The organism is Blastococcus sp. SYSU D00813, from assembly GCF_054050735.1.
The window spans coordinates 1-17053 of record NZ_JBJGZX010000030.1; the positions used below are offsets into that span (position 1 = coordinate 1).

General features: G+C 74.0%; 15 protein-coding genes. 6 read left to right on the forward strand and 9 right to left on the reverse strand.

The genetic code is table 11. From position 1 onward, the window contains the following. Positions 1 to 88 precede the first annotated feature (88 nt). Complete coding sequence (gene leuS, locus ACI8AX_RS17780) at positions 89 to 2992, reverse strand: leucine--tRNA ligase (RefSeq protein WP_456551174.1); 2904 nt, start codon at positions 2990 to 2992, stop codon at positions 89 to 91. A gap of 216 nt (positions 2993 to 3208) precedes the next feature. After that, on the reverse strand, positions 3209 to 4138 hold the full coding sequence (locus tag ACI8AX_RS17785; RefSeq protein WP_456551175.1) for an LLM class F420-dependent oxidoreductase: 930 nt from the start codon (positions 4136 to 4138) through the stop codon (positions 3209 to 3211). A gap of 81 nt (positions 4139 to 4219) precedes the next feature. Between ACI8AX_RS17785 and ACI8AX_RS17790 the strand changes: the two genes are divergently transcribed. The 3 genes from ACI8AX_RS17790 to ACI8AX_RS17800 all read left to right on the forward strand — a co-directional run bounded on the left by ACI8AX_RS17790 (position 4220) and on the right by ACI8AX_RS17800 (position 7383). Then, positions 4220 to 5413: a hypothetical protein gene (locus ACI8AX_RS17790; RefSeq protein ID WP_456551176.1), complete on the forward strand. Its 1194-nt coding sequence runs from the start codon at positions 4220 to 4222 to the stop codon at positions 5411 to 5413. Between the two features lie 98 nt (positions 5414 to 5511). Beyond that, a complete protein-coding gene (gene lipA / locus ACI8AX_RS17795) occupies positions 5512 to 6483 on the forward strand; it encodes a lipoyl synthase (protein WP_456551177.1) in 972 nt (323 codons plus the stop codon). Between the two features lie 51 nt (positions 6484 to 6534). Further along, the gene (locus tag ACI8AX_RS17800) at positions 6535 to 7383 is read left to right on the forward strand and encodes a DUF4191 domain-containing protein (protein ID WP_456551178.1); all 849 of its coding nucleotides are present in this window, start codon (positions 6535 to 6537) and stop codon (positions 7381 to 7383) included. 57 nt (positions 7384 to 7440) lie between these two features. Here the strand turns inward: ACI8AX_RS17800 and ACI8AX_RS17805 are convergent, their stop codons facing one another. After that, the gene (locus ACI8AX_RS17805; protein ID WP_456551179.1) at positions 7441 to 7860 is read right to left on the reverse strand and encodes an RDD family protein; all 420 of its coding nucleotides are present in this window, start codon (positions 7858 to 7860) and stop codon (positions 7441 to 7443) included. Between the two features lie 167 nt (positions 7861 to 8027). On the opposite strand from ACI8AX_RS17805, the gene glnA reads away from it, so the two are divergent. Next, on the forward strand, positions 8028 to 9464 hold the full coding sequence (glnA, locus tag ACI8AX_RS17810) for a type I glutamate--ammonia ligase (RefSeq protein ID WP_456551180.1): 1437 nt from the start codon (positions 8028 to 8030) through the stop codon (positions 9462 to 9464). A 184-nt stretch (positions 9465 to 9648) separates the two neighbouring features. Here glnA and ACI8AX_RS17815 read toward each other — a convergent pair whose 3' ends face one another. Next, positions 9649 to 10176 carry a hypothetical protein gene (locus tag ACI8AX_RS17815; protein WP_456551181.1) on the reverse strand — a complete coding sequence of 176 codons (528 nt, stop codon included), beginning with the start codon at positions 10174 to 10176 and terminating at the stop codon, positions 9649 to 9651. Between the two features lie 105 nt (positions 10177 to 10281). On the opposite strand from ACI8AX_RS17815, the gene ACI8AX_RS17820 reads away from it, so the two are divergent. Next, complete coding sequence (locus ACI8AX_RS17820) at positions 10282 to 10935, forward strand: hypothetical protein (RefSeq protein ID WP_456551182.1); 654 nt, start codon at positions 10282 to 10284, stop codon at positions 10933 to 10935. Between the two features lie 172 nt (positions 10936 to 11107). After that, complete coding sequence (locus tag ACI8AX_RS17825; RefSeq protein WP_456551183.1) at positions 11108 to 13234, forward strand: MMPL family transporter; 2127 nt, start codon at positions 11108 to 11110, stop codon at positions 13232 to 13234. Positions 13235 to 13252: 18 nt separating this feature from the next. Here ACI8AX_RS17825 and ACI8AX_RS17830 read toward each other — a convergent pair whose 3' ends face one another. The 5 genes from ACI8AX_RS17830 to ACI8AX_RS17850 form a co-directional block, all read right to left on the reverse strand. Further along, positions 13253 to 13573 (reverse strand): hypothetical protein, encoded by a 321-nt coding sequence (locus ACI8AX_RS17830; protein ID WP_456551184.1) that lies wholly within the window; start codon positions 13571 to 13573, stop codon positions 13253 to 13255. A gap of 152 nt (positions 13574 to 13725) precedes the next feature. Then, positions 13726 to 13863 (reverse strand): hypothetical protein, encoded by a 138-nt coding sequence (locus ACI8AX_RS17835; RefSeq protein ID WP_456551185.1) that lies wholly within the window; start codon positions 13861 to 13863, stop codon positions 13726 to 13728. 159 nt (positions 13864 to 14022) lie between these two features. Then, positions 14023 to 14211, reverse strand: coding sequence for a YbdD/YjiX family protein (locus ACI8AX_RS17840; protein ID WP_456551186.1), 189 nt, complete (start codon positions 14209 to 14211; stop codon positions 14023 to 14025). Next, positions 14208 to 16394, reverse strand: a complete 2187-nt coding sequence (locus tag ACI8AX_RS17845; protein ID WP_456551187.1) for a carbon starvation CstA family protein — start codon at positions 16392 to 16394, stop codon at positions 14208 to 14210. Before ACI8AX_RS17845 ends, ACI8AX_RS17840 begins: the two co-directional genes overlap by 4 nt. A gap of 88 nt (positions 16395 to 16482) precedes the next feature. Continuing rightward, on the reverse strand, positions 16483 to 16998 hold the full coding sequence (locus ACI8AX_RS17850) for a DUF1353 domain-containing protein (RefSeq protein WP_456551188.1): 516 nt from the start codon (positions 16996 to 16998) through the stop codon (positions 16483 to 16485). Positions 16999 to 17053 lie beyond the last annotated feature (55 nt).

Sequence of the window (17053 nt, forward strand, 5' to 3'; positions counted from 1 at the left end):
GGGTCGTCGGCGGGGGGGGGGGGGGGGGGGGGGGGGGGGGGGGGGGGCCCCCGCGCCCCCGCCCCCCCCCCCCCCCCCCCCACACCGCTCAGCCGACGACGAAGTTGACCAGCCGGCCCGGGACGGCGACCACGCGGCGCACGGTCCTGCCGGCCAGCTGCGCGGCGACCCGCTCGTCCGCGCGGGCGGCCGCCTCCAGCGCGGCGGCGTCGGCGTCGGCCGGGACGCTCACCTGCGACCGGACCTTGCCGTTGACCTGGACGGCGACCTGGACGGTGTCCTCGACCAGCCACCGCTCGTCGGCCTCCGGGAACGGCGCCCAGGCCAGCGACTCCTCGTGGCCCAGCCGCGACCACAGCTCCTCGGCGATGTGCGGGGCCAGCGGCGCCACCATCAGCACCAGCGGCTCGGCCACCGACCGCGGCACCGGCGAGTCCGCGCCGTAGGTCTGGGTCAGCGCGTTGGTCAGCTCGGTGATCCGGGCGATGGCGATGTTGAACCGCAGGGTGTCCATGCCGTCGCGGACGCCGGCGATCGCCTTGTGCAGCGCCCGCAGGGTCTCCTCGGCGGGCTCGACGCCGTCGGCCGCGCGCACCGCGCCGGTCTCCTCGTCGACGACCACGCGCCAGATCCGCTGCAGCAGCCGCTGCGAGCCGACGACGGCCTTGGTCTCCCACGGGCGGGACTGCTCCAGCGGACCGGTCGACATCTCGTAGACCCGGAAGGTGTCCGCGCCGTACGCGCCGATCATCTCGTCCGGCGTGACCATGTTCTTCAGGCTCTTGCCGATCTTGCCGTACTCGCGGTTGACCGGCTTGCCCTCGTACAGGAACCGGCCGTCGGACTCGACCACGTCGGCGGCCGGCACGTAGAAGCCCCGCTCGTCGGTGTAGGCGTAGGCGGAGATGTAGCCCTGGTTGACCAGCCGGCGGAACGGCTCCTCGCTGGACACGTGGCCCAGGTCGAACAGCACCTTGTGCCAGAAGCGGGCGTACAGCAGGTGCAGCACGGCGTGCTCCACGCCGCCGACGTACAGGTCCACGCCGCCGACGTCGCCGGGCTCGCGCGGGCCCATCCAGTAGCGCTCGAGCTCCGGGTCGACCATCCGGGTGTCGTCGCCCGGGTCCAGGTAGCGCAGGTAGTACCAGCACGAGCCGGCCCAGTTGGGCATCGTGTTGGTCTCGCGGCGGTAGGGCTTGGGACCGTCGCCCAGGTCCAGCTCCACCGTCGTCCACTCCGTGGCGCGCGACAGCGGCGGCTCGGGGGCGGAGTCGGCGTCGTCGTCGGCGAACGTCTTGGGCGAGTAGTCGTCGACCTCGGGCAGCAGCACCGGCAGCAGCTCGGTGGGCACCGCCCGCGGCAACCCGTCGGTGTCGTAGACGATCGGGAAGGGCTCGCCCCAGTAGCGCTGCCGGCTGAACAGCCAGTCGCGCAGCTTGTAGGTGGTGGTCGCCTCGCCGTGGCCCTTCGCGACCAGCCACTCGGTGATCCGCTCGATCGCGGTGGCCTTGTCCAGGCCGTCCAGGGAGACCTCGTCGTTCGACGAGTTGACCATCTCGCCGGCGCCGGTCCACGCGCCGCCGTCCCAGTCGGCCGGCGGCTGGACGGTGCGCACGTGCGGCAGGCCGAAGGCCTGGGCGAAGTCCCAGTCGCGCGTGTCCTCGGCGGGCACGGCCATGATCGCGCCGGTGCCGTAGCCGGTCAGCACGTAGTCGGCGATGAACACCGGCAGCTCGCGGCCGTTGACCGGGTTGACGGCGGTGACGCCCAGCCAGACGCCGGTCTTCTCCCGCGCCTCGTTCTGCCGGTCCAGCTCGCTGCGCCGGGAGGCCTGCCGCTGGTACTCGCGCACCGCCTCGCGCGGGGTCGCCGCGCCGCCGGTCCAGCGCGGGTCGGTGCCGTCGGGCCACGCGTCGGCGGTCAGCGCCTCGACCAGCGGGTGCTCCGGCGCCAGCACCATGTAGGTCGCGCCGAACAGGGTGTCGGGCCGGGTGGTGAAGACCTCGACGGTCTCCGGACCGGCGGCGAACCGGATCCGGGCGCCGGTCGAGCGGCCGATCCAGTTGCGCTGCATCTGCTTCAGCGAGTCCGACCAGTCCAGCCGGTCCAGGTCGGCCAGCAGCCGCTCGGCGTAGGCGGTGATCCGCATCATCCACTGGGTGAGCGGACGCCGGAACACCGGGAAGTTGCCCCGCTCGGAGCGCCCGTCGGGCGTGACCTCCTCGTTGGACAGCACCGTGCCCAGGCCCGGGCACCAGTTGACCGGGGCCTCGTGCAGGTAGGCCAGCCGGTGCGCGTCGACGACGCGGCGCTTGCCGGCGTCGTCCAGCTCGGCCCAGGGCCGGCCCGTGGGGTTGGTGCCCGGCGCGGGCTCGCGGGCGCCGGCGTCCAGCTCGGCGACCAGCTCCTCGATCGGCCGCGCCTTCCCGGCCTCGGGGTCGAACCAGGACCCGAAGATCTGCAGGAAGATCCACTGGGTCCACTTGTAGTAGCCCGGGTCGATGGTGGCGAAGCTGCGGCGGTCGTCGTGGTCGACGCCCAGCCGGCGCAGCTGGGCGCGGATCGCGGCGATGTTCTGCTCGGTGGTGACCCGGGGGTGCTGCCCGGTCTGCACGGCGTACTGCTCGGCGGGCAGGCCGAAGGCGTCGTAGCCCATCGGGTGCAGCACGTTGCCGCCGTCCATCCGGCGGAACCGGCTGGTGACGTCGGTGCCCAGGTAGCCCAGCGGGTGACCCACGTGCAGGCCCGCGCCCGAGGGGTACGGGAACATGTCCATCACGAAGTACTTGGGCCGGTCGGCGACCCGCTCGAAGCCCTCGGACAGCCGGCCGGTCGGGTTGGGCGTGTGGAACGTGCCCTCGGCCTCCCACCGGTCCTGCCAGGCGAGCTCGATCCGCTGTGCCAGGGCCGGGGTGTACCGGTGCGGCGGCACGCCGTCGCCGGTCGTCTCGGTGCTGGCAGCGCCGGTGTGGCTGCTGGCCGTCTGGCTCATCGTCGGTGCTCCGGTCTCGTGGGGTCGCGCGCGCTCGGGGGCGTCCTGGTCTGCACATGGAAAGACCCCTCGCACAGGAGGGGTCGCCGCGCCGTCCTCGCAGGTGGGGGTCAGCGCGGCCGGGGAAGGAGGGACCGCCCGGTCACGTTCTCACTCTACCGCCGCGCGGGCGCCGCCCCGCGGGAGTTCCCCGGTGGAGCGGCGCCCGCACGGCGGTCAGGCCAGCTGCGGCGCGACCTCCGCCGCGACCAGGTCCAGGTGGTCGAGGTCGGCGAGGTCGAGCACCTGCAGGTACACGCGGGTGGCGCCGGCCTCGGCGAAGCGGCCGAGGACGTCGACGGCCTCGGCGGGCGTGCCGGCGACCCCGTGGGTGCGCACGTCGGCCACGTCCCAGCCGATCGCCGCGGCCCGGCGGGCGACCTCGGCCTCGTCCCGGCCGACGCACAGCACCAGCGCCGAGCTGTAGGTGAGCGACGACGGGTCGCGGCCGGTCTCCTCGCACGCCTCCCGGACACCGGCGAACAGCCGGGCGTTCTCCTCCGCGGACGAGAACGGCACGTTGAACTCGGCGGCGTACCGGGCCGCCAGCCGCGGGGTGCGCCTGGCGCCCTTGCCGCCGATCAGCACCGGGATGCCGCCGGCCTGCACCGGCTTGGGCAGCGCCGGCGACCCGGTCAGCCGGTAGTGCTGCCCGGCGAAGTCGAAGGTCTTCCCCGGCGGCGTCGACCACAGCCCGGTGACGACGGCGAGCTGCTCCTCGTACCGGTCGAAGCGCTCGCCGGTGTCCGGGAAGGGGATGCCGTAGGCGTCGTGCTCCGCCTCGAACCAGCCCGCGCCGATGCCGAACTCGACCCGCCCACCGCTCATCTGGTCGACCTGCGCCACGGAGATGGCCAGCGGGCCGGGCAGCCGGAAGGTCGCCGCCGACATGAGCGTGCCGAGGCGGATCCGGCTGGTCTCGCGGGCCAGCCCGGCCAGCGTCAGCCAGGCGTCGGTGGGGCCGGGCAGGCCGTCGCCGGACATCGCGAGGTAGTGGTCGGAGCGGAAGAACGCGTCGAAACCGGTCTCCTCGGTGCGCTTGGCCACGGCGAGGAGGTCGTCGTACGTCGCGCCCTGCTGGGGCTCGGTGAAGATCCGGAGCTGCACGGCCGACGACGCTAGCGCCGCGAGCTCCCCGCCGCCCGGCCGGATCCGCTCGGGGTGTGCTCGCCGGACGGACCGGGCAGGATGGCGGCCGAGACGATCAACGTGGAGGTACATCCCGTGTTCCGCAAGAAGACCCGAGGTCAGGTCATCGCTGCCGAGCTCCAGGAGGGCTTCAGCCACATCGGGACGGCGATGACCGAGGCCGGTCGTGCGGCCGCGGACGAGCTGGCCCCCCGCATCGCGGCCGCCCGCGACGCCGCCGGGCCCGCCCTGGGCGCGGCCCAGCTCGCCGTCGCCCCCAAGGTCGCCGCCGCCGTGGCGGTCGCCGCGCCCGCCGTCGCCTCGGCCCGCGAGGCCATCGGCCCCCGCGTCGAGACGGCGCAGAAGGCCCTCGCACCGCGGGTCGAGGCCGCCATCGACGCCGCCGGGCCGCGCCTGGAGGCCGCGCGCGAGGCGGTGGACGCCGGCCTCGCCGCCGCCGTCGAGGCGCTCAGCCCCCGGGTGCACGCCGCCCGCGAGGCCGCCGTCCCGGCGCTGACCGGCGCCGTCGCCGCCACCACCGCCGCGGCCAGCAAGGCCGCCGCCGACCTCGGCCCCCGGGTGGAGGCCGCGCAGAAGGCGGCGCAGAAGGCCCTGGCCACCGAGGTGCTGCCGAAGGTCGTGGCGGCGCGCGAGGCCGTGGGGCCGGCGTTCGAGAACGCCCGCGGGACGCTGGTCGCCGGCGTCGAGACCGCGCTCGGCGAGCTGGAGGCCCGCCGCGACGAGCTCGTCGGGGCGACCGCGAAGGCCGGCGGCAGGGCCAAGCGCAAGGCCGCGAAGCAGAAGGCGAAGGCCAAGGCGGTCAAGGCCTCGGCGAAGGCGTCGGCGAGGGCCGGGCGGGGTACGGCTCTGGAGCGCGAGTCGCGGCGGTGGCCCTGGCTCGCGGTGTTCGCCGCGGTCGGTGCCGTGGCGTTCGCGGTGCTCCGGCGCCGCAACGAGCGCAACGACTGGACCCCCGCCCCCACCGGTGACGGGCCGGTCCCCAGCTACCGAGAGGACCCCGTGCCCAGCGCCCCGAGCAACAACGAGTCCGGCAAGACCGTCTCCAGCGCCACGTGGGAGGCGGGCGACTCCGCCCCGGCCGAGTCCGACATGGGCATCCGCGACGCGCAGATGGTCGACTCCGACGGCCCGACCGACCCGGTCGACCCGAAGAACAGCCCCGAGCCGTTCAGCAGCGGTGGCAGCGACGAGCCCGGCCCCACGGCCGGGCCGTCCGGGTCGGGCATGGCCTGAGCGACCCGCACGGAGGTCTCCGAGACCTCGCCCACACCGCCCCCGCTGCCTCCCCGGCAGCGGGGGCGGTGTCGTCGTGCGGGCGTACCGTGCAGGTCATGAGCGAGACGGCGGCCCCCACGTCCTCCGGATCCGCCCTCGAGCCCGCCGGCCGCAAGCTGCTGCGCCTCGAGGTCCGCAACAGCCAGGTGCCGATCGAGCGCAAGCCCGAGTGGATCAAGACGCGCCTGAGGACCGGCCCCGAGTACACCGAGCTGAAGTCGCTGGTGCGCCGCGAGGGCCTGCACACGGTGTGCGAGGAGGCCGGCTGCCCCAACATCTACGAGTGCTGGGAGGACCGGGAGGCCACGTTCCTCATCGGCGGTGACCAGTGCACCCGGCGCTGCGACTTCTGCCAGATCGACACGGGCAAGCCCGCCGCCTTCGACGCCGACGAGCCGCGCCGGGTCGCCGAGAGCGTCGCCTCGATGCAGCTGCGCTACGCCACCGTCACCGGCGTCGCCCGCGACGACCTGGCCGACGGCGGTGCCTGGCTCTACGCCGAGACGGTGCGCCAGATCCACGCCGCCGTGCCCGGCTGCGGCGTCGAGCTGCTCATCCCCGACTTCAACGCCGACGCCGGGCAGCTGGCCGAGGTCTTCTCCTCCGGGCCCGAGGTGCTCGCGCACAACGTCGAGACGGTGCCGCGGATCTTCAAGCGGATCCGGCCCGGCTTCCGCTTCGAGCGCTCGCTGGCCGTGATCACCGCCGCCCGCGAGGCCGGCCTGGTCACCAAGTCCAACCTCATCCTGGGCATGGGCGAGGAGCCGCACGAGGTCGTCGAGACGATGCAGGCGCTGCACGACGCCGGCTGCGACCTGCTGACGATCACCCAGTACCTGCGCCCGTCGCCGCGGCACCACCCCGTCGTCCGCTGGGTGAAGCCCGACGAGTTCGTCGGCTTCCAGGCCGAGGCCGAGCGGATCGGCTTCCCCGGCGTCCTCGCCGGGCCGCTCGTGCGCAGCTCCTACCGCGCCGGCCGGCTGTACCAGCAGGCGGTCGAGGCCCGGGGACTGACCCGCCAGGGGTGACCCCGGGCGTCGTCGTCCGGACGGCGGGGGGCTCGGCCCTATCCTGGGGACATGGCACGCAGCAAGCCCACGGACTCCCCCGCGCCCTCCGGCAAGGCCGGGCGGGCACCCGGCTCCAGCGGCCGCGGTCGGGGCGCGAGCGCCGCGGGCACGGCGGCCGGGACCGGCAAGCCGGCGAAGGCTCCCAAGCTGGGCAAGGACGGGCAGCCGAAGAAGCAGCGGCTGGCCAAGCTCCGCAACAACGCCCGCATGATGAAGCAGGCGTACTCGCTCACCTACAAGAACGACCCGAAGCTCCCCTGGGTCATGCTCATCGCCTTCGTGGTGGTGGCCGGCGTGGTCGAGCTGATCGGCATCCTGCTGGGCATCCCGTTCTTCCTGCTGCCGTTCGCGATCCTGCTGGGGCTGCTGGCCGCGCTCATCGTGTTCGGCCGGCGGGCGCAGGGCTCGGCCTACCGGCAGGTGGAGGGCCAGCCCGGGGCCGCGGCCTGGGTGCTCGAGGGGATGCGCGGTGACTGGCGGGTCACCTCAGGCGTCGCCGGCACCACGCAGCTGGACGCCGTCCACCGGGTGCTGGGCCGGCCGGGCGTCGTCCTGGTGGCCGAGGGGTCGCCGGCCCGCGTGCGGCCGCTCCTGGCGCAGGAGAAGAAGAAGCTCGCCCGCGTCGTCGGCGACACCCCGATCTACGACATCACCGTCGGCGACGACGAGGGCCAGGTGCCGCTCAAGAAGCTGAACACCCACGTGATGAAGCTGCCGCGCAACCTCAGCGCCGCGGAGGTCAACGCGCTGGCCCGGCGGATGAGCGCCCTGGGCGGCCCGAAGATGCCGGTGCCCGGCGGCCCGATGCCCGGCGGCCGGCAGATGTCGGTCAGCCAGCGGCAGCTCCGCCGCCGCTGACCCACGACGACGAGAGCCCCGCACCCTCGAGGTGCGGGGCTCTCCGCGTCCTGCGGCTCAGCGGTCCAGGACGACGGCGGTCTCGGTCAGCCGGTCGTGCAGGCCGCGGCCGTCGGCGTCCACCACGAGGGCGGGGACGAGCAGGCACAGCAGCGCGGTGCGGACGACGGCGCGCCACCAGGCCAGCTGCGCCCCCTCCCGCGGGTGCGCCAGCCGCAGGCCGACCAGCCGCATGCCGGGCGTCTGGCCGAACAGGACAAGCGAGACGACGGTGAGCACCGCGAACGTCAGCAGCGTCCAGAAGCCCCGCCCCGGGCCCGCCACCAGCATCGTGGCCAGGCCGGCGACGACGGCGTCGACGAGGTAGGCCCGGACCCGGGCGCCGAAGGGCGCCAGCGAGCCGGGGCCCTCGGGGGGCAGCCCCAGCGAGGCGCCGCGGCGGCGCTCCTGAGAGGGTGGCTGGGCATCCCTGACCATGCCGCAAGCGTAGGACCCCGCACGACGGGGGCCTGCCGGGCGAGGAGGACGGGTCGCGGCGCGACACGCCGGGGCCGGTGTTACCGGTCCGAAACACCGGAGACACTCCGGGGCAACTCCCCGTCCGTAGGTTCGCCGTCGGCTGTTCGCCCACTCCCGGAGGATCGATGTTCACCAGTCCCGACGAGGTCGCCGCCTACATCCGCGACAACGACGTCGAGTTCGTCGACGTGCGCTTCTGCGACCTGCCCGGCGTCATGCAGCACTTCACCATCCCGGCGTCGACGTTCGGCGAGGACACGTTCACCGAGGGCCTGGGCTTCGACGGCTCGTCGATCCGCGGCTTCCAGGCGATCAACGAGTCGGACATGCTGCTGCTGCCCGACGCCAACAGCGCCTACCTCGACCCGTTCCGCCGGCACAAGACGCTGAACGTCAACTTCTTCATCCACGACCCGATCACGCGGGAGGCCTACAGCCGCGACCCGCGGAACGTGGCGAAGAAGGCCGAGGCGTACCTGGCCAGCAGCGGCATCGCCGACACCGCGTACTTCGGCCCCGAGGCCGAGTTCTACGTCTTCGACTCGATCCGCTACGACACCGGGATCAACGAGGGCTACTACCACATCGACTCGGTCGAGGGCTCCTGGAACACCGGCTCCCTCACCGGCGAGAACGGCGTCGGCGCCAACCGCGGCTACAAGGCCCGGCCCAAGGGCGGCTACTTCCCGGTCGAGCCCTACGACCAGCAGAGCGACCTGCGCGCCGACATGATGAAGAACCTCATCGGCGTCGGGCTGGAGCTCGAGCGGGGCCACCACGAGGTCGGCACCGGCGGCCAGGCCGAGATCAACTACAAGTTCGACACGCTGCTGGCCTCGGCCGACAGCCTGATGCTGTTCAAGTACGTCATCAAGAACACCGCCTGGGCGCACGGCAAGACGGCGACCTTCATGCCCAAGCCGCTGTTCGGTGACAACGGCTCGGGCATGCACTGCCACCAGAGCCTCTGGAAGGACGGCGAGCCGCTCTTCCACGCCGAGACCGGTTACGCGGGCCTGTCCGACACCGCCCGCCACTACATCGGCGGCCTGCTCGCCCACGCCCCCTCGCTGCTGGCCTTCACCAACCCGACGGTCAACAGCTACCACCGCCTGGTCCCCGGCTACGAGGCCCCGATCAACCTCGTGTACTCGGCCCGGAACCGGTCGGCCTGCTGCCGCATCCCGATCTCGGGCGACAACCCGAAGGCCAAGCGCATCGAGTTCCGCGTGCCCGACCCGTCGGCCAACCCCTACCTCGCCTTCTCGGCGATGCTCATGGCCGGCCTCGACGGCATCAAGAACAAGATCGAGCCGCCGGCCCCGGTCGACAAGGACCTCTACGAGCTCCCGCCCGAGGAGGCCCTGGGCATCGAGAAGGTGCCGGCCAGCCTGGACGCCGTCCTCGACCGGCTCGAGGTCGACCACGAGTACCTGATCGACGGCGGTGTCTTCACCCCCGACCTGATCGAGACCTGGATCGACTACAAGCGGGCCAACGAGATCGACCCCATCCGGCTCCGCCCGCACCCGCACGAGTTCGCGATGTACTACGACATCTGAGTCTCGCAAGCCGCTGACCAGCGGATCCATCGCTGGTCAGCGGCCGCGGTCCGCAACGAGTCCGCACGAGCAGCCGGAACCGCACCCACGGCTGCGCGTGCGGACTCGTCGCCGTCCGGCCACGGATGGCCGCACGTGTCGAGCGTGGTCTCGGCGCTGCCGTGCGGCAGGTGGACCGGAGGCCTCAGGGCGCGAGCTCAGCCAGGCGCTTCCCGGCTCGTCCGGCGACCGACTTCCGTCCGTCCTGGCGTAGGCGTCCGAGTTCGCGCACGAGCCAGCTCCTCAGCGGCGGGTCCTCGCGCGCCCAGTCCGTCAGGACGTCCATGGTCACGTTCAGCACGATCCAGTCGGTCGACGTGGTCAGGTTCTGCTGGAGCAACCGGGTGGCCCGCTGCGCCTCGTCGACGGACAGGTCGCGGCGGAGGCGGTGCAGCATCTGCGCGACGTGCCACCGGACCGACGGCTGGTCGAGCTGACCGAGGTCGCCGAGCAGGCGGTCGACGTGTGTCCGGAACCAGCCCGGCTGCTCGCGGCAGACCTTCTCGAGCGCATCGCCGACCCGCATCCGGACGACCTCGTCCGGGTCGGCCACCGCCGCGAACAGCTCCTCGAGACGTGCCCGGTCGGCCAGCACGATGCCGACCACCTCCCCGGTTCGTCCCAGGGAGTTGCGGTGCCCGCCCCTGAGCACGTCGGCGAACGGCTCGGGCACGGCGGCGAGCATCGCACGGAGCAGCCGGCTCCCAGGGACCTCCCAGCTCCACGGCCTAGCATCGGGTGCCCGGCAGCAGGCCCGCCGCGCGAGACGAGGAGCCCGATGGACGACGACGACCTGTCGTGGATCACCACGCTGGACCCGACGCTGATCGCGGTGCTCGGCGGCGTCCTCGTGGTGCTGCTCCTCGTCGCGCTGGTCGCCGGGTGGTTCGTCGTCCGCCGGGTGCGGCGCAGCGCCCTGGTCGCCCGCGGCCGGGAGCTCACCGCGCGGGGCCGCGAGCTCGGCCTGGCCGGCGCGACCGCGGTCGCGGCCCGGCGCCTGCCTCCGGGCGAGCGCCGCTCCGCCGCGGCACTGCAGGGCCGCCTGCTCCGGGCGCGCGGCGAGCTGCGCCGGCAGGTGCAGGTCGCCCAGGCCGCCGGCGCGCACCTGGGCGACATCCCGTCGCTGCTGCCCGCGATCGACGCCGAGGGTGCACGCCTCGAGCAGTGCCTGCGGCAGGAGACCCTGTCCCCCTCCCCGCGCGGGTGCGCCGACGTGCTGGCGGAGGCCTCCGGGTACCTCGACATGGTCGCCGACGTCTCCGACGCGGTACGCCAGGCCGAGCGGGTCCAGCCGCCGGCCGGCCGGCTGCCGGCCGACGTCGCCGACGCCGTCTCGGCCCTGCGGGCGCACACCGACGCCTACCGCGAGCTGACATCGCCGGCCCTGCCGACGCTGCCGCCGCCCCCTCCCCCACCGCCGCCGGCGCGCTGACCTGGGCCCCGGCCGGACCGGGACCGGCGGTCCGTGAGGCGCTGCGGGACCGGAACCCGAACGGGCGCAGGAGGGGGTCGTAAAGCCGGTGACAGGGCGCACCGGGGCTCGCTAGCGTGCCCGCGCACTGTTCGTGCGCCGGGGCGGGGCGGCGCCGTCGGAGGGCGTTCCCATGGGCAGGTCGTTCGCGTCCCGCGTCAGCCACCCCCGGCTCAAGTGGGTGATCCTCGTCGGCTGGCTGGTGCTCGCCGCGGTCTCGGGGCCCCTGGCCGGGGGCCTGACCGACGAGCAGGAGAACGACATCGCGGCGTGGCTGCCCGGTGAGGCGGAGTCCACCAAGGCGCTGAACGCCCAGGCCGAGCTCGGCTCGGACCCCGACCTCATCCCGGCCGTCGTCGTCTACGAGCGGTCCGGCGGGCTGACCGACGACGACGCCGCGGCCGTCGAGGAGGACGCCGCGTCCTTCGCCGAGCTCGACGCGCTCGACGGCGAGGTCACCGGCCCGATCCCGTCCGAGGACGGCGAGGCGCTGCAGCTCATCGTCCCGCTCAACGTGGGGCCCGACGGCTGGGAGGCCATCGCCCCGCTCGTCGACGACATCCGGGCGCAGGTCTCCGACGGCCCCGACGGGCTCGACGCCTACGTGACCGGTCCGGCGGGCAACGCGGCCGACTCCTCCGAGGCCTTCGAGGGCATCGACGGGGCGCTGCTGTTCGCCGCGCTCGGCGTCGTCATCGTCATCCTGCTGTTCACCTACCGCAGCCCCGTGCTGTGGGTCCTGCCGATCTTCTCGGCCGTCATCGCGCTGTTCGTCTCGCAGGCGGTCATCTACCTGCTCGCCCGGTACGCCGACCTCACGGTCAACGCGCAGAGCGCCAGCATCCTCACCGTCCTGGTGGTGGGCGCCGGCACCGACTACGCGCTGCTGCTCGTGGCCCGCTACCGCGAGGAGCTGCGGCTGCACGCCGACCGGCACGAGGCGATGACCGAGGCCGTGCACCGGGCCGGGCCCGCGGTCCTGGCCAGCGGCGGCACCGTCATCCTCGGCATGCTGTGCCTGGTCGCGGCGGAGATGAACTCCACCGCGGGGCTCGGTCCGGTCGCCGCCGTCGGCGTCGGCGTCACCCTCCTGGTCCTCATGACCCTGCTCCCGGCGCTGCTGGTGATCTGCGGGCGCTGGGTGTTCTGGCCGGTTCGGCCGACCCTCGGCAGCGCCGAGCCGAGTGCCACCGGCCTGTGGGCCCGCGTCGGTCGCTGGATCAGGCCGCGGCCGCGCGCCACCTGGGTGGCGACCAGCGTGCTGCTGCTCGCCGCCTGCGCCGGCCTGCTCAACCTGCACCCCGACGGCCTCTCCCAGGCCGAGGGCTTCCGCGGCGAGCCGGAGTCGATCGTCGGCCAGGAGGTCGCCTCGCGGCACTTCCCGTCCGTCGCCGGCAACCCGGTCTACGTGATCACCACCGCGGACGACGCCGACGCGGTCGCCGAGGCCGTGGCGGCGGAGGACGGCATCGCCGAGGTCGCCGAACCGCAGGTCCAGGGCGACGCCGCGCTGGTCGAGGCGACCCTCGCCGACGAGTTCGACAGCGAGGCCGCCGCCGGCACGATCGAGGACCTGCGCGAGTCGCTGGACGACGTGGGCGACGGCGGGGCGCTGGTCGGCGGCAACACCGCCCTCAACCTCGACGTCCAGAACGCCTCGCAGCGGGACAACATCGTGGTGATCCCGCTGATCATGCTGGTCGTGCTCGTGGTGCTCGGCATCCTGCTGCGGGCCCTGGTCGCGCCGCTGATCCTCATCGCGACCGTCGTGCTGTCCTACGGCGCGGCGCTGGGGCTGAGCGCGCTGATCTTCGACTGGACGCTCGGCGTGACCACGACCGACAGCTCGTTCCCGCTGTTCGTCTTCGTGTTCCTGGTCGCGCTCGGGATCGACTACAACATCTTCCTCATGACCCGGGTCCGGGAGGAGGCGTTCGACCACGGCACACGGCGGGCCGCGCTCATCGGCCTGTCGGCCACCGGCGGGGTGATCACCTCGGCCGGGCTGGTGCTGGCCGCGACGTTCGCCGTCCTCGGGACGCTGCCGCTGACGTTCCTCACGCAGCTGGGCATCGCGGTGGCGCTCGGCGTGCTGATGGACACGATCATCGTGCGGTCGGTGCTGGTCACCGCGCTGAACCTGGACGTCGGCCGGTGGATGTGGTGGCCGAGCAGGCTGGCCCACCGCGAGGACGAGCCCGAGCTGCCACCGGGTGAGCTCGTGCCGGCGACGACGCCCCAGCCGAGCGTCCGGAGCTGACCGTCAGGCGGCCGGCGGTCAGGCGGCCTCCGGCGACCCGTCCTCCAGGGCGGCCAGGACGTCGTCCATCTGGAGGCCGACCAGCCAGCCGAAGGTGACCTCCTCGACCGACTGGCCGCTCACCTGGGCCATGGCGTCGAGCTGCGCGGCCAGCACGCCGCGGGCGGCGCGGTAGAGCTCGGCGGCGGTGACCGCCGCACCGACGTCGGCCAGCCACAGCCGCCCGTCGGGCAGCACCCGGACCTCGGGCTCCTCGCCGCAGCCGAGGTCGGCGCCGGCGCTCGCGACCAGCGACGCGCCGGCCCGGTGCTCGGTGCGTCGGCGGCGGTCGGCGCTCACCGGGCGCACCGGGACGTGGTCAGGGGGCGGGGACGCGGCAGGTGCATGGCGGTCTCCTCGACGGCGGGGCGCTGGAAGAGGAGTCGGCAGGCCGCCCGTCCCGCCGCACCGTGGGCGGTGCCGGTGGGGCCGCTGGTGCGGGCGGGGCGCGGTCACGACCGCACGGGGACCTCCCGGCCGGCGCGGTGCAGGAGGTCGACGGCCGCGGGCGGCCACGCCGGCCACCACGCCCGGTCGCGCAGCGCCATCTGCCGGACGACGTCCTCCCACCCCGCGGCAACGGACGCCACCGATGCCCTGGCGGGGGAGCTCGTCCGCCGGCTGGTCGGCGAGCCGGACCGTGGTACCTCGACCCAGCGGGGCGCAGGCCCGCCGGGTTCGGCGGCCAGGGCGGTGCCGAAGCGCACGCCACCATCGTGGTGGGCCGTCCGCCGTCCCCCGACAAGGGCTCAGCAGCAGCGGTCCACGCTCGCCCGCTCGCGGGCGTCGTCCCGCAGGCGCTCGAACTGCCGCCGGGTCATCGGCGCGTGCCCGTGCTCGCGGCAGTGGGCCAGGTAGGCGTCCCACCGGGCCTCGCCGCTCCACTCCCGCAGGTACCAGCGCACCCCCTGCCAGGCACGCGACAGCGCCGCTGTCACCGGCTGCTCCCGGCCAGCTCCCGCTGCTCGGCCATCGCGCGCCGTTCCTCGGCGGTCGCGAACAACCCGGACGGTTCCACCAGGTGCGAGGGCACCGGCGGCTCCTCGGTGGTCGGCAGCTCGCCGCGCGTCCGCAGCGCCCGCACGATGACGACGACGGCGTGGACCGCGACGACGACCACCAGCAGCGCGAACACCGCCTGCAGGACCCCGTTGAGCGTCGAGTTGAAGACGACCTGGTCCATCTGGCCGGCGTCCTGCGCGGGCGCGAGGACCTCCCCGGCGTCCCGCGCGGTGGCGTAGCGGTCGCGCTGGGCGAAGTAGCCGACCGCCGGGTCGTCGGAGAAGACCTTCTGCCAGCTCGCCGTCATCGTCACCACCAGGTCCCACACCAGCGGGATCCCCGGGACCCAGGCGTACCTGACCCGGCCGTGCTTGATCAGCAGGACGGTCACCAGCAGCAGCGCGATCGCGGCCAGCAGCTGGTTGGCGATGCCGAACAGCGGGAAGAGCTGGTTGACGCCGCCGAGCGGGTCGGTGACGCCGATGTAGAGGATCGAGCCCCACAGCGCGACGACCACGGCGCTGGCGATCACGTTGCCCGGCCGCCAGGTGAGGTCGCCGAAGCGCTTCCAGACGTTGCCGATCGTGTCCTGCAGCATGAACCGCCCCACCCGCGTGCCGGCGTCGACGGCGGTGAGGATGAACAGCGCCTCGAACATGATCGCGAAGTGGTACCAGAACGCCGCCAGCGAGCCGCCGAAGGCGTCGGTGAGGATGTTCGAGATGCCGACGGCCAGCGTCGGGGCACCGCCGGTCCGCGAGACGAGGTTCGGTTCCTCGACGGAGGCGGCCGCGCCGGCGAGGTCCTCGGCCGAGGTGTCGAAACCCAGGCCCTGGACGAAGGTGGCCGCCGACTCCGCGGTGCCGCCGGTCGCGCCGGCCGGGGCGTTCATGGCGAAGTAGAGCCCCTGGTCGATGACGACCGCGGCGATCAGCGCGCTGATGGCCACGAAGCTCTCCATCAGCATGCCGCCGTAGCCGATGAGCCGGACGTGGCTCTCCTTGGCCAGCATCTTCGGCGTCGTCCCCGACGAGATGAGGGCGTGGAAGCCCGACAGGGCACCGCAGGCGATCGTGATGAAGACGAAGGGGAACAGCGAGCCGGCGAAGACCGGGCCGGTCCCCTCCCGGGCGAAGTCGGTGACGGCGTCGGCCTGCAGCACCGGCCGGGCCAGCAGCAGGCCGACGGCGAGCAGCACGATGACGCCGACCTTCATGAACGTCGACAGGTAGTCGCGCGGGGTGAGCAGCAGCCAGACCGGCAGCACCGAGGCGACGAAGCCGTAGACGACGAGCGCGACGACCAGCCACTCCTTGGACAGCGTGAGCGCGTCGCCGAGGCCGGAGTCCTCGATGTAGCCGCCGCCGATGACGGCGGCCAGCAGCAGGACGACGCCGATGCCGGTGGCCTCGAGCACCCGGCCCGGCCGCAGCACCCGCAGGTAGATGCCCATGAAGAGCGCGATCGGGATGGTCAGCGCGATGGAGAAGACGCCCCACGGGGACTCGGCCAGCGCGTTCACGACGATGAGCGCCAGCACCGCGAGGATGATGATCATGATGGCGAAGACGGCGATCAGCGCGGCGATGCCGCCGACCAGGCCGATCTCCTCGCGCACCATCTGGCCGAGGCTCTTGCCGTTGCGGCGCATGGAGAAGAACAGGACGGTCATGTCCTGCACGGCCCCGGCGAAGATGACGCCGACGATGATCCAGATCGTGCCCGGCAGGTAGCCCATCTGGGCGGCGAGCACCGGGCCGACCAGCGGCCCGGCACCGGCGATGGCCGCGAAGTGGTGGCCGAAGAGGACCCGCCGGTCGGTGACGTCGTAGTCCAGCCCGTCGGGGTGGCGCTCGGCGGGGGTGGCGCGCGAGTCGTCGACCCGCAGCACGCGGCGGGCGATGAACCGCGCGTAGAAGCGGTAGGCGATCGCGTAGGAGCACAGCGCGGCGAAGAGGATCCACAGCGCCGAGACCTCCTCGCCCCGGGCGACCGCCAGGACCGTCCAGCACAGCGCGCCCACCACGGCGACCGCGCCCCACACCAGCACCGAGCGCACCGTCGGCCGCCGCCGTCCGGTCGGGCCGCCCGTGACCTCCGCCGTCGCCGTCGTGGACATCGCGCCTCCCGCGTCCTGACGCCGCCGCACGGGCGGCAGCGCTGCCGTGTGCAGGGTCAGCATGCGAGCCCCGCGCCGCGGCCACCACTCAGCGGCCGGACCCGCTGCCGCCGGAGACCACCCGCTCGACGGCGCCGTAGACGAGCAGGGCCGGCGCGACCAGCAGGGCCGGCGGCAGGACCAGGGGCGTCGCGAGGAGCGTGATCCCCAGGACGCCGGGCGCGCTCAGCACCCAGCCGCGGCGCCGCCGCGGGTCGGCCAGCGCGCCCCAGCGGACCCCGCACCACATGAGCCAGCGGCGCACCACCGGGACGCCGCTCTCGCGGAGCACGCGCCGGAAGAGCCCGTCGGCGTCCCGGGCGGTCACCGCGCGCGTGGCGATGCCCTCGGTGCACAGCCAGTCGTGCAGGACCGCGGCGCGCGTGTACAGCCCCCAGCGCGGCACCAGCCAGACCACGACGCGCGGCACGGTGGCCAGGTCGGTGCGGAAGCCGGCGGGGACGACGAACCGCTGCCGGTTCCCCCGGTAGGCCAGCGGCTCGAGCAGCTCCCACTCCTCGGCTCCGCTGCTGCGCACCGACACGGTCGGCGTCTCGAACGGCACGGGTCCTCCTCCCCCGGCCGCGAGCGGCCGGCGCCGCGGGGGCCCTGCCGGCGTC